Origin of the sequence: Kitasatospora sp. NPDC101155 (assembly GCF_044768305.1) — a bacterium.
GTDB lineage: Bacteria > Actinomycetota > Actinomycetes > Streptomycetales > Streptomycetaceae > Kitasatospora.
In genome coordinates this window covers 417,566-430,949 of record NZ_JBIWPN010000001.1, presented here as the reverse complement: position 1 = coordinate 430,949, position 13,384 = coordinate 417,566, and the positions used below count along the sequence as shown (strand labels likewise).

The following is a 13,384-nucleotide window of genomic DNA, read 5'->3' as shown; positions in this document are numbered from 1 at the left end:
GACATGGCCCAACGAACGCACCGCTCGGGCGCCGCGTCACTCAGAGAACTCGCCGAGAACCGGATGCTTCCGGACCACCAGGTCATGGACCAGCCCACCCTGGACTGGATCGCCGGTATGCGGCCCGAGGCCTCCGCCGCGCCGCCCACCCTGCCACACCCGCCGCTCATGCTGGTACCAGACGTCAACTGGTTCGCGGAGCCCCGGTGCGCCGTCTCCATCCACGGCGTCCGGCACAACGCTCGGGTCTCGCTGCTCTCATCGATCCTCGCCCAGGAGTACGGGCTCGACCGCGACCACAGGGCCGCGCTGTGCGCCGCCGCAGCCGTCCACGACTGCCAGCGTCACAACGACCGCGACGACCCTGGTCACGGCCGGCGGGCAGCGGCCTGGTTCACCCGCAACCACGCCGCTGTCACCGGCCTGGTCGGCCGGGAGCTGCCGCAGGACGTCCTCGCGCAGGCCGCCACCGCGATCAGCCTCCACGACGTGCCGTACGAGCGCTTCACCGTGCAACAGAACCGCGTCTACCAGCGAGCACCGCACCTGATCGACCTGCTCAAGGCTGCCGACTGTCTGGACCGCTACCGGCTCCCCCTCGCCCGCTGGTGGCCCGACCCGTCCCACCTGCGGCTCGTGCCGCCCACCTGGCTCCATGCCGTTGCCCACGCCCTGGTCGTCCGCAGCGAACAGGCTCGCCTCGACGGCGCCAGCAACCACGGAGCGCTCATCCACGCCCGCCAGATCCTCGACCCCGCGCAGTAGGAGGCCATCTCATGCACGCCGAGTGGGACAACGCCCACACCGACCACACCACCAACCCCACCCGCCCTGAGCCCGCTGGCCTCACCGAGACCGAAGCCGACTGGCGATCCCACCTCGAACACGAGACCCCCAACGGCTGGCTCCTGCGCGGCAACGCCATGACCGAGACCCTCGCCTCCGGCCGCCCCATCCACCTGATGCACACCACCGTCGCCCTCGACGCCATCCGCACCAGCGGCCACCTCTACGCCTCCACCGGCTGCCTCGTCGCCGCCCTCTACTGCGTGCCCCTCACCCCGGAGCCCGCCGGCCTGCGCCCCCACAACCTCGGCTCCTACCTCCTGGAGACCAAGAAGCACACCCGCACCCTTGTCTTCGAGATCACCCCCGACGCCCCGGTCCCGCCCAAGGGCATCGACTACCTCCGCCTCGGCGCCATCCACCTGCGGACCTACCTCACCTACCGCAGCTTCCTCACCGAACACGAGGACACCCAGCTCCGCCGCGCCGCCCTGCAACGCGTCCAGGCTGCGGCCCCTTCCTCGATACCGCCCTCGCCAACGCCACCGGAACACCAACGCCGGACACCGACTTCATCGACCAGCTCGCCGCCACCGTGCCGGCCTTCCCGTTCCTCGGCTACCTCTACTTCGAGGTGCTCTCCGAGTACCTGATGCTCCACTCCACGACCCCCGAGACCAAGGCATACGCCCAGCTCAGAGAGATGAACAACCGCCTCTACAAGCGGCTCGCGTTCTCCGCGGTTCACGGCATGGACAAGCTCTTCGACCTGTCCCGCTTCAACCCGGGATACGAACGCCTCCTCCAACTCGTCGGACAGATCGAGGCCGACCTGAGCGCCGGGGTGGCCCGCTTCACCAGGCAACGCCTGTCACACCTGTTCGCCAGCGTGGCACTCGCGCCCAGCCAGGACGCGGCGTCCTTCACCTTCGGCGACGCGGACTTCGACGCCCTCGCTACGGCCGCGCCCCACTTGCTAGGGCAGCTCGTCTTCCTCGAGATGCGCATCATCGACCGTTACCCACAGCTCTATCTCGCCTTCGAGCAGGCGAAGTCCCTTGAGGCGTGGGACTACTGGAACACCGAAGGCATCCCGACACCATTCAACGGCACGATCCCGAAGGGCGAGATCGGCATCAACACGGCGTACCCGCGAGCCAGCTACACGGTATGGACGGCAGAGGCCTGCGAACGTGGCCTGCTGCACCCGGTCGATCAGCTGGACCTGACCTTCCTCCCTCGCCTCGCCGAGCTGTCCATGACGGCCATGCGACGGGACCAGACAGGAAAGGCCGCCGGACACCTTCGGCAGACCTCAACGCACTGATCCCAGCGATACCTCGGGGCTCGCCTCGGGCTCGCGCTCACCGCGACTTGCCGCGGGGAGGCGATGCACTGGCAGGCCAAGCACGACCGCGACGCGTTCAAGGAAGTGTGGCTGCTCTTCGAGAACGAGCACGGCCGCTTCCCGCTCTACCCGGGCGAGGAGGTCTGGATCGAGTACGCCTACTCGGTCGGCGAGGAGAAGTGGGGCCGCTGGTTCCAGCGCGCGGTCCGCCTGCCCACCGAGCACCTGGAAGTCGAACTCGCCTTCCCAGCCGACCTCGACCCAGCAGTGTGGGGCATGGAGACGTCGATGACGGCCGAGGCGGCGCCGCTGCGGACCGCCCCGATCCGGCGAGAGGAGGAGGGGATGCGCGTCTTCTCCTGGAGCACGTCCACGCCGGCCCTCCACGCCCGGTACCGTCTGGAATGGCGATTCCGGGCCCGACCCGAACGCGACACGAACCAAGGGGAGTTCAGGTGATCCAGGTGCGGCCCAGCGACCAGATGCGCGGCCTCGGCGTCGTCCAGGAGGGCGCGCCCGTACTCGCCGAGCCCGCCCGAGCGTTCGACCTGCCCACCGAGCGCGAGGCCGCCGAGCAGGTCATCGAGAAGCTGTTCACCGCCATGGAGCGCATCGGCCAAGTCCACCCCTTCGCCAAGGGCATGGGTATCGCCGCACCGCAGATCGGCATCGGCCGCGCCGCAGCCATCGTCCAGCCTGCTGCCCCGGACGCTCCGGCGATCGTCCTGCTGAACCCGCGGGTCACCGACCGCTCCGACGAGGCGGACGAGCAGTTCGAGGGCTGCCTGTCGTTCTTCGACGTTCGCGGCTTGGTCCCCCGGCCGCTGCGGATCACCGTGGAGACCACCACCCTGGACGGCCAGGTGGCCACCACCACCTACGAACGCGGACTCGCCCGCCTGATCCACCACGAGATCGATCACCTCGACGGCCTGCTCTACACCGCACGCATGGCCGCCGGCGTCGAGCCCATCCCTGTCGAGCAGTACCGGCAGACCGGCCAAGCGTGGTCCTACGAGCGGTGAGCGCCAGCACAGCTCGCGCTGAGCGCACGTGCGGGCCCAGGACGTTCCACTCGGTGTCAACGAACAGCCGCTCCGCCGCTCTTCACGGTGATCACCACCCTGATCGACACAGCAGAGGCCCAGGCATCGCAACACTCGTCGAGTGGCCCGGTTTAGTAGCGGCACGGACGAGGAACAGCCCACGACCCCGTACGTGACACGCTGACAGCTCGGTCACATGTCCGCCACCGGGCGCCCGATCTTGCGGGCGAAGGCAGCAAACCACTCGAGGTCCAGCGCAGGCTCGATCGCCAGGGCCGCCCAGCGCGGTAGCGGCTCGCTCGCCAGGAACGCGGCAACGGCATCGCGATCGACAGGTCGTTCGTGGTAGTCCTCGGCATCCCTGCTGACGGTCTCCACCCTGCCGTCCGCGAGCACCCCGAGCAGCTGACCCGCTCCGTCGGACTCACCCTCGGCGAACACCACCGGCCCGCACTGCCACGCGGCGGCGCCGGCCTCGCGCCATGCGCACACCGTCGCCTCGAAGAACCCGTCGTCGGACTGCAGCTCCGGGTCTGCCGCATAGTGCGCCAACCCTGCCGGCAGGCCGTCCAGCAACCCGGGCCAGTGCCCCCCGGGCCGCTTCCGCGCGACATCGCTCTCGTAGCAGTAGCCGTAGAGGAGGACCCCGGCCGGATCGAAGACGATCCCGTACAGATCGCCGGAGCCGTCCTCCATCGTGGCCAGGTCCACCCCTGGGCGCCAATTCGACTGGTAGTCAAGCCTCTCAGCCTGGCAGACGCTTTCGGTGAGAAGGATGTCGAGCAGCTTCAGCGACCGGCAGCGGGCCCGCAGGACCTCCGGCTCGGGCAGCCTGGACACCAATCCGTGAACGTTCATGACGAGCATTGAACAGGACCACACCCAACGGACCGTCAGCCAGGTCCGCGCACCAGGGCCTGGTACACCTGGTCCACGATCTCGACCAGGGCACTGTCCGGGACAACGGCCATCGCGTTGAGCGCGTACTCGTTGCGCAGCAGGTCGACCGCCACGGTGGCCACCCGGGGCGTCAGCGCAGCCGGGCCGATCTCGCCGCAGGCGGCGGCCCAGGCGAGGACCGTCAGCCAAGGTCGCTCGGCCGCGCGGCCGAGCTGGTCGCGGTTCTCCCGTACGCGCTCGGGGTCGTCCTCGACGTCGGCCGGCAGTGCCCGCAGCACGGTCCCGATCCGAGCCCTCCAGGTCAGAGCTCGGGGCAGCCAACAAGGCCGCCCGAAGGATCGCCGAGAACGGGGACGCGGCCCTCTCCTCCCTGCTTCCCGATCAAGCTGGCCGACGCGCACGTGCCCACGACCCGTGGAAGCGAAAGGCGTGCATCGAACTACCTGACCGTGGACGAGAAGATCATCAAGGACTTGCCCTGCCGCGTCGAGCTCGCCACGGAGAAGTGGGACGCGGTCATCGACGAAGGCATGCGGTCCACCCGACAGATGATCGAAAGCAACCCCCTTTCGTCGAGGTTCCTGCCCGACTGGAAGGCCGAACCGCGCGCTGAGAAGCGGGCTCGCCTCATGGTGGAGGCGGCAGGAGCCAACTGACCAGAGAGGTCGTGAGCAGGGGTTGTCGGGCCTGGTGAGCGGAGCCAGCTGGTCTCAGTTCTGGTCTCATTCACCCCCGTCCAACCAGGTCCAGCCGCCACCCAACGGTCCGCTCCACTGCAGGTCAGAACGGGTGCGAACCCCGGCGGACGGGGTTCGGGAGAATTGGAAAGCGTGTTGGGGGCAACCCCTCACGAGTTCGAATCTCGTATCCTCCGCCTTCACGAAGGCCCGCTCGATTGATGTACGTTATTCTGTACAACATGAAGACGATGAGTGCCACCGAGCTCCGCGGCAATCTCGCCGCCGCGCTCGATGCCGTCGAGAGCGACGCCGAAGAGCTCGTCATCACACGCGCCGGCCACGAGCCGCTGGTCGTCGTCTCGCTGGCCGAGTACGCCTCGCTCCGCGAGACCGACTACCTGCTGCGCTCTCCGGCCAACGCCGACCACCTCCGCCGCTCCCTGCAGGAGTACCGGGAGGGCCGTGCGGTGGCCCGCGAACTGATCGACCCGGAAGACCTCACCGAGCAGAGCGCGTGAAGGTCCAGTTCACCGAGCGCGGCTGGAGCGACTACCTGTCTTGGCAGGCCGACGATCGCCGCCTTCTCAAGCGCATCAACCTACTGATCGACGACATCCGCCGAAACGGCAACGAGGGCATCGGCAAACCCGAACCCTTGCGGCACGAGCTCGCCGGGGCCTGGTCCCGCCGGATCGATCAGGAACACCGCCTCGTCTACATCCTTGACGAGCAGGCCGACACCCTGTGCGTCATCGCATGCCGTTACCACTACGGCAAGTAGAGCCTGAGACGACCGGAGAGACACGCGCCCCGGTCTCAGTTCTGGTCTCATTCACCCCCGTCCAGCCGGGTTCGGCCGCCGCCCAGCGGTTCGCTCCGCCGCAGGTCAGGACGGATGTGAACGCGAGCGGACTGCACAGGGGAGAATTGGAAAGCGTGTTGGGGGCAACCCCTCACGAGTTCGAATCTCGTATCCTCCGCCTTCGCCCGCCAGGGCAAACGATGGCCCCGACCGCTCAGCGGTCCGGGCCATCGTCGTGTGGTGGCGGTTGGCCGGGGGGTCAGCCGCTGCGGAGGGCCTTGAGGGGGTCGGTGCGGGCGGCGCGGAGGGCTGGGTAGAGGCCGGCCAGGAGGCCGACGACGGTGCCGATCAGGGGGGCGGGGAGGGTCGCCAGGGGTTGGAGGACGGCTGTCCAGGAGCGGGCAGCGGCGACCGCGAGGACGACGAGGACGCCCAGGCTGGTGCCGATCAGGCCGCCGAGAGTGCCGAGGGCGGTGGACTCGGTGAGGAACTGGGCCGCGATGTGGTGGGTGCGTGCGCCGAGGGAGCGGCGCAGGCCGATCTCCTGGGTGCGTTCCAGAACGGCGACCAGGGTGGTGTTGGCGATCCCGACCGCGCCGACCACCAGGCAGATCGCGGCGAGCGCCAGGAACAGGCCGGTGAGATCCGAGGTGATGTGGTCCTGCAGGCTGTGCGGGTCCGGCGGCGGGGTCACCGTGAGCCGGGATGCCGCGTCGGGGCGCAGCGCCACCGCCAGTTGCCGGGCGACCACCGGAGCCGCCCCGACCCTGGTCGCGGCGACCAGGTGGGCGCCCAGATCCTCGCCCTTGCCGGGGTTGCCGAAGCGGTCCAGCGCCGTGGTACCGGGGATGATCACCCCGAGCAAGGTGTCGGGGAGCCGCTGGACATCCGAGTAGACGCCGATCACGGTGTACGGCAGACCGTCGATGAAGATCGCCGGCTGGGCGTCGAGACGGTTGACGCCCAGCCGGCTCGCCGCCGTCCGGCTGAGCAGCACCACGGGCAGCCGGGCCTGCTGGGCGTACGGGTCCAGGGTGACCCCGGCGGCGAGGGTCGGCTGCATCGCCGCGACGGCGCCGGGCGTGGCCGCGAAGAGGGAGAGCCCCTGTCCGGTGGAGCCGTCGGCGGTGGGCGAGGTGGAGATCCGGTGCTCACCGCCCGGGACGCGCCACCAGACGCCGGCCGCGGTGACGCCGTTGATCTGCCGGGCCCGGGCGTCCGCGTCCTCGGGGAAGCTCATCGGCGGGTTGGTACCGGGGGGCGCGCCGTCGTCCGTCGGGTTGTCGGCGACGGTCACCGTGGTCGCCTTGGTGAGATCGAACTGCCGGCCGATCTGTCCCGAGGCGGTCGCGGTCAGGCCGAGGACGGCGACGAAGGCGCCGATGCCGAGCACCGTGCCGAGCATGGTCAGCACCGAGCGGCCGGGCCGCTGCAGCACCCCGGCCAGGGCCTCCTCGACCAGGTCGCGCAGGCTCAGCCGGGAGGGGGGATCGCCGATCGCGCTGCGGCCGGGGGACTTACCGGCCATCAGGCGTTCACCGGCTCACTGAGGCGGCCGTCGCCGATCCGTACGGTCCGCTGGGCCCTGGCGGCCACGGCCGGGTCGTGGGTGATCACGACCAGGGTGTAGCCCTGGTCGTGCAGCCGCTGGAAGTGGTCCATCACGGTCTTGGCGTTGGCCGAGTCCAGGTTGCCGGTCGGTTCGTCGCAGAGCAGCAGGCTGGGCCGGTTCACCAGTGCCCGGGCGATCGCCACCCGTTGCCGCTCGCCGCCGGAGAGGACGGTTGGCAGGGAGTCGATCCGGTGGGCGAGGCCGACCTGGCGCAGGGCGGCCCTGGCAGCCGCCCGGCGCCCAGCGCGCGGGGTGCGGTTGTAGACCTGGGCGAGCAGCACGTTCTCCTCGGCCGTTCGGTTCGGCAGCAGGTGGAAGGACTGGAAGACGAAGCCGATCCGCCGCCCGCGCAGGGTGGAGCGGTCGCGGTCGGAGAGGCGCCCGGTGTCGATGCCATCAAGGGCGTAGCTGCCGGTGGTCGGGGTGTCGAGCAGGCCGAGCAGGTGCAGCAGGGTGGACTTCCCGGATCCGGACGGGCCGGTGATCGCCACGTACTCGTTCCGGCCGATCGTCAGGTCGCAGGGGTGCAGTGCGACGACGGGTGGGGTGCCGGGAAAGCTCCGGCCGACCCCGGTGAGTTGGATGACCGCCGTCACTGACCGACCACCACCTGGTCGCCCTCCGCGAGTCGGGCGCCGCCGGCGGGTGTCACGCCGACGTAGCCGTTGGCGTTGACCCCGGTCGTCACGGGGACGGCGGTACGCTGCCCCGCCTGGTCGACCCTGGTGACGGCGGTCTGCCCGGCGGAGTCGGTGAACACGGCCGCGACCGGGACGCTCAGCACCGGGTCCGGCGCGCTGCTCTTCAGCACGGTGATCCGTACGTTCTGGCCGCTGAAGGCGGCGGGCAACGGGTCGGTCGGGGTGATCTGCAGGGGCACGTAGGCGGCGACCGGCTGGCCGCCGGGCGCGTTCGGCGCGCCCGCGCCGGTTCCCGCGGCCCCGCCTGCCCCGGCACCGGTCCCAGCCCCCGTCGTGGAACCCCCTCCGGCCCCGCCGCCTATCGCGATCACCCGGCCGGCCGGTGGAGTCGTGCTCTGCGCGCCGAGTTCGGCCACGGTGCCCTTGACCGTCGTCCCGCTCACCTCGGAGAAGACCTCGACCGCCATCCCCGGCTTGATCCCGGCCGCCTGAGCCGGGGTGAGCTGCCCCGTGACGGCGAGGCCGCCGCTGGTGAGCGAGAGCAGCGGGCCGGAGAGCGGCGCGCCGACCGATGAGTTGACGGCCGTGACGGTGGCCGGCAGCGAGGGCAGGAAGACCACCTCACCGGCCGGGATCATCGGGCCGTTGACAGCCTCCGCCTTGGCGAGGGCGTCCTCGTCGGCGGACAGCTTCTTCCGGGCGTTGACGAGCTGCTGGTCCAGGCCGAGCCCGGCGGGGGCGCCCTGGGCCTGCCCTCCGGAGGTCGCACCTCCGGACGTCGCACCTCCCGAGCTCACACCCCCCGAGCTCGCACCGCCCGCTGCGGTGCCCGCCGGCGTCGGTGCGCCGGTCGGCGTCGACACCGCGGCCGCCCGCTGCGCCTTGAGATCGGTGATGGCCTGCCGGTCGGCCTCGACGGTCTTCCGCGCGGTGTCGACGGCCTGCTGGGTGGTCGTACCGGTGGTCGGCGCGGGGTAGCCGAGGTGGCGGTAGTAGCCGGTGACGGCCTCGGCGGTGCCGGGACCGTACGTCCCCTGCGCGTCGCCGCCGCGCCCGTAGCCGAGTCGCTCCAGTGCGGCCTGGAGCTCCGTGACGTCCGGCCCGCTGGAGCCCGGCTTGAGATCCCGGTACGCGGGCACCGGGCCCTCCAACACGAACAGCGGCTGGCCGGAGACCTCGGCGAGCTGCCTGCCGTTGGCGACCTGGTCGCCGGACTTGACCGGGAGCGCCGAGACGTAGAGCTGGGTGATGTCCGCCGAAGCCGCCGTCGGCGTGACGTTGTACTGCGTCGGCGGGTACACCTGGCCCCGAACGACCGTGGTCTGGGTGAGCGGTTGTTTGGTCACCCGAGCGGTCATCAGCGTGCTGGGCGGCGGCGCAGTATCCGCGGCCCGCTCGGCGGGCGACTTGATCAGCGAGGCGGCGCCCAGCCCCCCGCCGGCCACCACTGCGGCGACCACCGCGACCACCAGGAGCGCCCGGCGGCGGCGCGCCATCCGTGGCCGCCCCGGTTCGACCGGCTCCTCCTGGCCGCCGGACAGCTCGTCCGGTTCCTCGCCCCGGCCGTCGGACCTCTCGACCGGCTCCTCCCCCTGGCCGCCGGACGGCTCGTCCGTCTGCACCGACATGGCGTCGGCCCCTCTCCGCTTCCCGCGCCCACGGTCCGGGACCCGCCCGTTCAGCACGTCCCGCCCGTTTTGCTGTCCGTCACCATCCACTGACCATCTTTCAATGCCAAGGTGTAGCTTGCCAGTTGATTGGGACGATCGATCATCTGCCCGGCCCGTTGTGCGCCGGTGGCAAGGTCGTACTGGACCCAGTTCCGCACGTCGACGCAGTCCACCAGGGTCGCGACGCCGTCCTCGACGGAGATGCCGCGCACCGCGTGCCCGACGGTGCCCCTGGCCGCCGCGCCCTGGCCGTGCAGGTGCTCCACGTTCTGCCGAACGACGTTCAGCTGGTTGCTCGCCGCGGCGCCGGCCAGCGCCGGGGCGTCGGCGTCGCCGGAGGCGTTGGCCTGCAACAGCGCGTCCCAGTAGGCGAGATAGCGCTGCCGGACCTGGTCCTGCTGCGGGGTCCAGGACGTGTCGGCACGGGAGTGGTCGGGGCTGCCGACCAGGAAGCCGACCCCGCACACCCCGGCGACCAGCAGGCCGAGCGGCAGCAGCACCCGCTTGCGTGAGAGCGCCATCAGCCCGCCCCGAGTACCTTCTTGGCCGTGGCGACTCGCTGGTTCGCCCGGTCCTTGACCGCCTGCAGGGCTGGCTCGTTCTGCTGGATGAGCTCGGTCTGGTACCCCGCCTCGACCGCGTACCAGGTGCCCAGCAGCTGGGCCTGGGTCTTGCACGCCATGTCGGCCGCCGCGGTGTCCTTCTCCTGCTGCGAGGCCGGGTCCGCCCAGGCGGCCGAACTGGCCTGTGTCGGCGTGGAGTAGTGGTATCCCTGCCCGGTCATGCAGCCCGCCCACTTGGTGATCGCGGCCTTGACCCGACTGTCCCCGGTGGCGTGCTCGTACGCCTTGGACCTCAGCCCGCCGACGACGTCGTCCTTGGCGGGGGCGGCGGGCGTCGCACCGGGCTGCTGATCGAACGCGGCCATGCAGCCCCGGTCGGGCGCCTGCTCAGCGGCTCCGGGCATGCCCCCGGAGCCCTCCAGGGCCTTGCGGTACTCGGGGCTGTCGTTGCGCTGCTGCTGGACGGCGCCCTGCCCGGCGGGCGGGGGCGGGCGGTGGTAGCCGGTCTGCCGGGCCGCCGCGGCCGAGAGGATGCCGAGGAAGTCGGGGTCGAGCGGGGACGGCGGGGGCGCGGCCGGGAACACGGCAGGCGCGTAGTCGAAGCCCTTCGACTTCATGCACGTCCGGGTGGCCGCCTCCCGGGCCTGGAAGATCAGCGCCGAGTCCGCGCTGCTGACGGCGTATCCGTCGAGGGGCAGCGGAACCGCCGCCCCGTCGGAGGGCTCGGTCAGCACGGCGGGAAGGGCGGGTTCGGCCAGCGCGGCGTCATGGCTGCCACCCCCGCCGGAACCCCCACAGCCGGTGGCCAGCCCCGCCAGGACGACAGCCGCGCCGAATCGTCGCAGCCCGCGGGCTCGCACCACGAATTCCACCCCCCTGGTCGGACGGTGATCGAATTCAGTGATCATTCACCGTCGAAGGCTCTCGTACCGATTCAATCAGAGACGGGCGGCCGGGACCGCCGTATCCGCGATATTTCAGGAGAACTTCCGGTGCGTCGAACGACGCATCGGACGGCATATCGGACGCCGCGTCGGACGACCCATCCGGCGGCACGCCGAATGCGCGGTGCGCACGAAGCGGTCGATTCCGCTCCGTGCGCACCGCACCGGTTCAGCACTTGTAGATGCTGCCGCCCCACGTCATGTAGTTGTCCGCACTGTAGTAGCGGCCGTAGTACGACCAGTCCGCAAGGTAGTGGTCGTGGTCCGCCCAGCCGGCGTCGCCGTTGATGCTCTGGCCGAAGACGTAGCAGTAGATGTACGCGTGCTGGTCGCTGTAGCCGCGGCCGTGCAGGCCGCAGCTCGCCCACGCACAGTCGCGCAGAGCCACACCGCCGTCGCGGGTGTCGTAGCCGCCCCACTGCCCGGCCTCGGCCACCCCGCTGCCGGCCCCGAGTGCGCCCAGGCTCAGCAGACCAGCGGCGACGGTGGTCGCGATCTTGCGCATTTACCCTCCCTGGATCCTTGACCTGCGATCAGCCGAACGGCCGTTCGCGGCAGCAATTCTGCAGAAACGATCGGGGCGGGAACAGGAATTTATACACGAAATTCCACGGAAGATAGCCGGAAGAATTCCCGGAGACCCAGCGGACCGGAGCGCCGCACTCCGACCACTGCGACATGTGATGTGCATCACACCATCTTTGCCGCCCCGTTACTGTTTAGACTGCACTGCTCGAACTGCACCGCCCGAGCCAAACCTGCCTCGCCACCGACCACGGGGGGATTCGTGTCAGAGCAGGTCGAAAGCTTCGGCGCGCTGTTGCGCCGTACCCGCGTCCTCCACGGCCTCAGCCAGGAGGAACTCGGGAAACGATCCGGAATCACGGCCCGTGCGATCAGCAACCTGGAACGGGGCTGCAGTCGGCCCCGCGGCAACACCCTGCGAGAGCTGATCAAGGGCCTCGGCCTCGACGGGGACCACGCCTCCGGCTTCCTGCACGCGGCGACCACGCCCGCCCGGTGCGATCCCGGGCACCAGGACGGCTTCCTCCTCCCCGACGAGGAGAAAGGGCTGCTGACCGACTCCGAGGTCGTGTCGACCCTCCGCCGGCTCAGCCTGGCCGATCCCGCCCGGTGGGAGCCGCGGATCACCGCGACCCTGCTGGCCGCGTGCTCGGGACAGCCCAGCGCCGTACGGCTGCTCGGCGCCGTCCTGGCCGTCCAGCCCGAACTGCCGCTCGCCGCCCTGGCCGACCGGCTCTCCCGCGACGACCGCCGCCGCACCCTGCTCCACCGCTGAGGGCATCCCCGCACGACGTCACGACAGTGCAGGACCGCGAGGGCGGCATCGAGCCGGCCGAACTGGTGGGGGCCCATGAGCGCCCTGATCCGCGACGCGAGCCACTTCGCGGGCTTCCGGCACCCCGACCAGTTCCTCGGCCTGATGCTCACCACGGTCCGCCCGGCGATCACCGCCCAGCCAGTACCGTACCGACCTCGACGGCGACCCGTATCTCGTGGACGGCGTTCCGGTCGCCGGCGAGCGGATGGCACCGGCCCGGTCCCGGCCCGGCACGACCCGGGAGTGGGCGTGGATGCTCGCGCCGAACGGGATGTCTCCTCGCACGTCAAGAAGGTCTCGGCCACCCGGTGGCCCGTTCCGGCATCCTCGACGCGGCCGGATCCAGCTGGCGCCCGACGGGAGTCACGGAGGCCACGGCCTCGACCGCCTGACGGTCCGACGGTCCGACGGTCCGACGACACGGATAATCACTGACGTGAAACTCGATGATCTTGTGATCCCCGACACCGACGCGTGCGCCACCGCCCGGGAAGTGGCCTCCGCCTACTGCTCCCCCGCACTGCTGAACCACTCCGTGCGGGCCTACCTGTGGGCGGCGGCCTACGGCACGTCCCAGGGCATCTCGTTCGACGCGGAGTTGCTGTACGTGGCCGCGATGTTCCATGACATCGGCCTGGTGCGTGAGTTCGACAGCCACACCGTGGCATTCGACGAAGCCGGCGGACACGTGGCGTGGGTGTTCGCGGCCGGTGCCGGATGGCCGGCGGCGCGCCGCACGCGGCTGGCCGAGGTGATCGTCCGGCACATGTGGGATCAGGTCGACGTGGCCGACGACCCCGAGGGCCACCTGCTCGAACGCTCCACCAGCCTGGACATCTCGGGCCGGAACGTGGACGACTTCACCGCCGCCTTCCGGGGCGAAGTGCTCGCACGCCACCCCCGCCTCGGCCTCGGCGACGAGTTCGTGTCGTGCTTCCGTGAGCAGGCGCTGCGCAAGCCGGACAGCTCGGCGGCGGCGTCGATGCGCAACGGCATCGCCGCCAGGATCGCCGCGAACCCGCTGGACGCCTGAGGGCTGCACCGGCCCAG

18 protein-coding genes are annotated in these 13,384 nt (G+C 70.7%); 10 read left to right on the top strand and 8 right to left on the bottom strand.

What is annotated here, in order from left to right:
* Nucleotides 1–3 precede the first annotated feature (3 nt).
* The 5 genes from ACIRYZ_RS02105 (at nucleotide 4) to ACIRYZ_RS02085 (ending at nucleotide 3,159) form a co-directional block, all read left to right on the top strand.
* Nucleotides 4–765, top strand: a complete 762-nt coding sequence (locus ACIRYZ_RS02105; protein WP_402938309.1) for a hypothetical protein — start codon at nucleotides 4–6, stop codon at nucleotides 763–765.
* Nucleotides 766–776: 11 nt separating this feature from the next.
* On the top strand, nucleotides 777–1,439 hold the full coding sequence (locus ACIRYZ_RS02100) for a hypothetical protein (protein ID WP_402938306.1): 663 nt from the start codon (nucleotides 777–779) through the stop codon (nucleotides 1,437–1,439).
* Nucleotides 1,382–2,113, top strand: a complete 732-nt coding sequence (locus ACIRYZ_RS02095) for a hypothetical protein (protein WP_402938303.1) — start codon at nucleotides 1,382–1,384, stop codon at nucleotides 2,111–2,113. Before ACIRYZ_RS02100 ends, ACIRYZ_RS02095 begins: the two co-directional genes overlap by 58 nt.
* Before the next feature lie 63 nt (nucleotides 2,114–2,176).
* Nucleotides 2,177–2,593 (top strand): hypothetical protein, encoded by a 417-nt coding sequence (locus ACIRYZ_RS02090; RefSeq protein WP_402938301.1) that lies wholly within the window; start codon nucleotides 2,177–2,179, stop codon nucleotides 2,591–2,593.
* On the top strand, nucleotides 2,590–3,159 hold the full coding sequence (locus ACIRYZ_RS02085) for a peptide deformylase (protein WP_402938298.1): 570 nt from the start codon (nucleotides 2,590–2,592) through the stop codon (nucleotides 3,157–3,159). The genes ACIRYZ_RS02090 and ACIRYZ_RS02085 overlap by 4 nt, the downstream gene beginning before the upstream one ends.
* Before the next feature lie 213 nt (nucleotides 3,160–3,372).
* On the opposite strand, the gene ACIRYZ_RS02080 is transcribed toward ACIRYZ_RS02085, so the two are convergent.
* Both ACIRYZ_RS02080 and ACIRYZ_RS02075 read right to left on the bottom strand, forming a co-directional pair.
* Nucleotides 3,373–4,038: a hypothetical protein gene (locus ACIRYZ_RS02080; RefSeq protein ID WP_402938295.1), complete on the bottom strand. Its 666-nt coding sequence runs from the start codon at nucleotides 4,036–4,038 to the stop codon at nucleotides 3,373–3,375.
* Between the two features lie 35 nt (nucleotides 4,039–4,073).
* On the bottom strand, nucleotides 4,074–4,358 hold the full coding sequence (locus ACIRYZ_RS02075; RefSeq protein ID WP_402938293.1) for a hypothetical protein: 285 nt from the start codon (nucleotides 4,356–4,358) through the stop codon (nucleotides 4,074–4,076).
* 171 nt (nucleotides 4,359–4,529) lie between these two features.
* Here ACIRYZ_RS02075 and ACIRYZ_RS02070 point away from each other — a divergent pair, with 171 nt between their 5' ends.
* From ACIRYZ_RS02070 to ACIRYZ_RS02060, 3 genes are all read left to right on the top strand, one after another.
* On the top strand, nucleotides 4,530–4,736 hold the full coding sequence (locus tag ACIRYZ_RS02070; RefSeq protein WP_402938290.1) for a hypothetical protein: 207 nt from the start codon (nucleotides 4,530–4,532) through the stop codon (nucleotides 4,734–4,736).
* 263 nt (nucleotides 4,737–4,999) lie between these two features.
* Complete coding sequence (locus ACIRYZ_RS02065) at nucleotides 5,000–5,278, top strand: type II toxin-antitoxin system prevent-host-death family antitoxin (protein ID WP_355201984.1); 279 nt, start codon at nucleotides 5,000–5,002, stop codon at nucleotides 5,276–5,278.
* Nucleotides 5,275–5,541 (top strand): Txe/YoeB family addiction module toxin, encoded by a 267-nt coding sequence (locus tag ACIRYZ_RS02060; protein WP_355201987.1) that lies wholly within the window; start codon nucleotides 5,275–5,277, stop codon nucleotides 5,539–5,541. Before ACIRYZ_RS02065 ends, ACIRYZ_RS02060 begins: the two co-directional genes overlap by 4 nt.
* Before the next feature lie 280 nt (nucleotides 5,542–5,821).
* Here ACIRYZ_RS02060 and ACIRYZ_RS02055 read toward each other — a convergent pair whose 3' ends face one another.
* From ACIRYZ_RS02055 to ACIRYZ_RS02030, 6 genes are all read right to left on the bottom strand, one after another.
* Entirely contained in the window at nucleotides 5,822–7,090 is a 1,269-nt protein-coding gene (locus tag ACIRYZ_RS02055) for an ABC transporter permease (protein ID WP_402938285.1), read from the bottom strand.
* Entirely contained in the window at nucleotides 7,090–7,770 is a 681-nt protein-coding gene (locus ACIRYZ_RS02050; RefSeq protein WP_393039507.1) for an ABC transporter ATP-binding protein, read from the bottom strand. Before ACIRYZ_RS02050 ends, ACIRYZ_RS02055 begins: the two co-directional genes overlap by 1 nt.
* Nucleotides 7,767–9,443: a peptidoglycan-binding protein gene (locus ACIRYZ_RS02045; protein WP_402938281.1), complete on the bottom strand. Its 1,677-nt coding sequence runs from the start codon at nucleotides 9,441–9,443 to the stop codon at nucleotides 7,767–7,769. Before ACIRYZ_RS02045 ends, ACIRYZ_RS02050 begins: the two co-directional genes overlap by 4 nt.
* Nucleotides 9,444–9,493: 50 nt before the next feature.
* Nucleotides 9,494–10,006: a hypothetical protein gene (locus ACIRYZ_RS02040; protein WP_402938278.1), complete on the bottom strand. Its 513-nt coding sequence runs from the start codon at nucleotides 10,004–10,006 to the stop codon at nucleotides 9,494–9,496.
* Nucleotides 10,006–10,911: a hypothetical protein gene (locus ACIRYZ_RS02035; RefSeq protein WP_402938275.1), complete on the bottom strand. Its 906-nt coding sequence runs from the start codon at nucleotides 10,909–10,911 to the stop codon at nucleotides 10,006–10,008. The genes ACIRYZ_RS02040 and ACIRYZ_RS02035 overlap by 1 nt, the downstream gene beginning before the upstream one ends.
* 250 nt (nucleotides 10,912–11,161) lie before the next feature.
* Nucleotides 11,162–11,497, bottom strand: coding sequence for a hypothetical protein (locus ACIRYZ_RS02030; protein ID WP_402938272.1), 336 nt, complete (start codon nucleotides 11,495–11,497; stop codon nucleotides 11,162–11,164).
* 282 nt (nucleotides 11,498–11,779) lie between these two features.
* Between ACIRYZ_RS02030 and ACIRYZ_RS02025 the strand changes: the two genes are divergently transcribed.
* Both ACIRYZ_RS02025 and ACIRYZ_RS02020 read left to right on the top strand, forming a co-directional pair.
* The gene (locus tag ACIRYZ_RS02025) at nucleotides 11,780–12,292 is read left to right on the top strand and encodes a helix-turn-helix domain-containing protein (protein ID WP_393039522.1); all 513 of its coding nucleotides are present in this window, start codon (nucleotides 11,780–11,782) and stop codon (nucleotides 12,290–12,292) included.
* Between the two features lie 478 nt (nucleotides 12,293–12,770).
* Nucleotides 12,771–13,367, top strand: coding sequence for an HD domain-containing protein (locus ACIRYZ_RS02020; protein ID WP_402938268.1), 597 nt, complete (start codon nucleotides 12,771–12,773; stop codon nucleotides 13,365–13,367).
* Nucleotides 13,368–13,384: the final 17 nt, after the last annotated feature.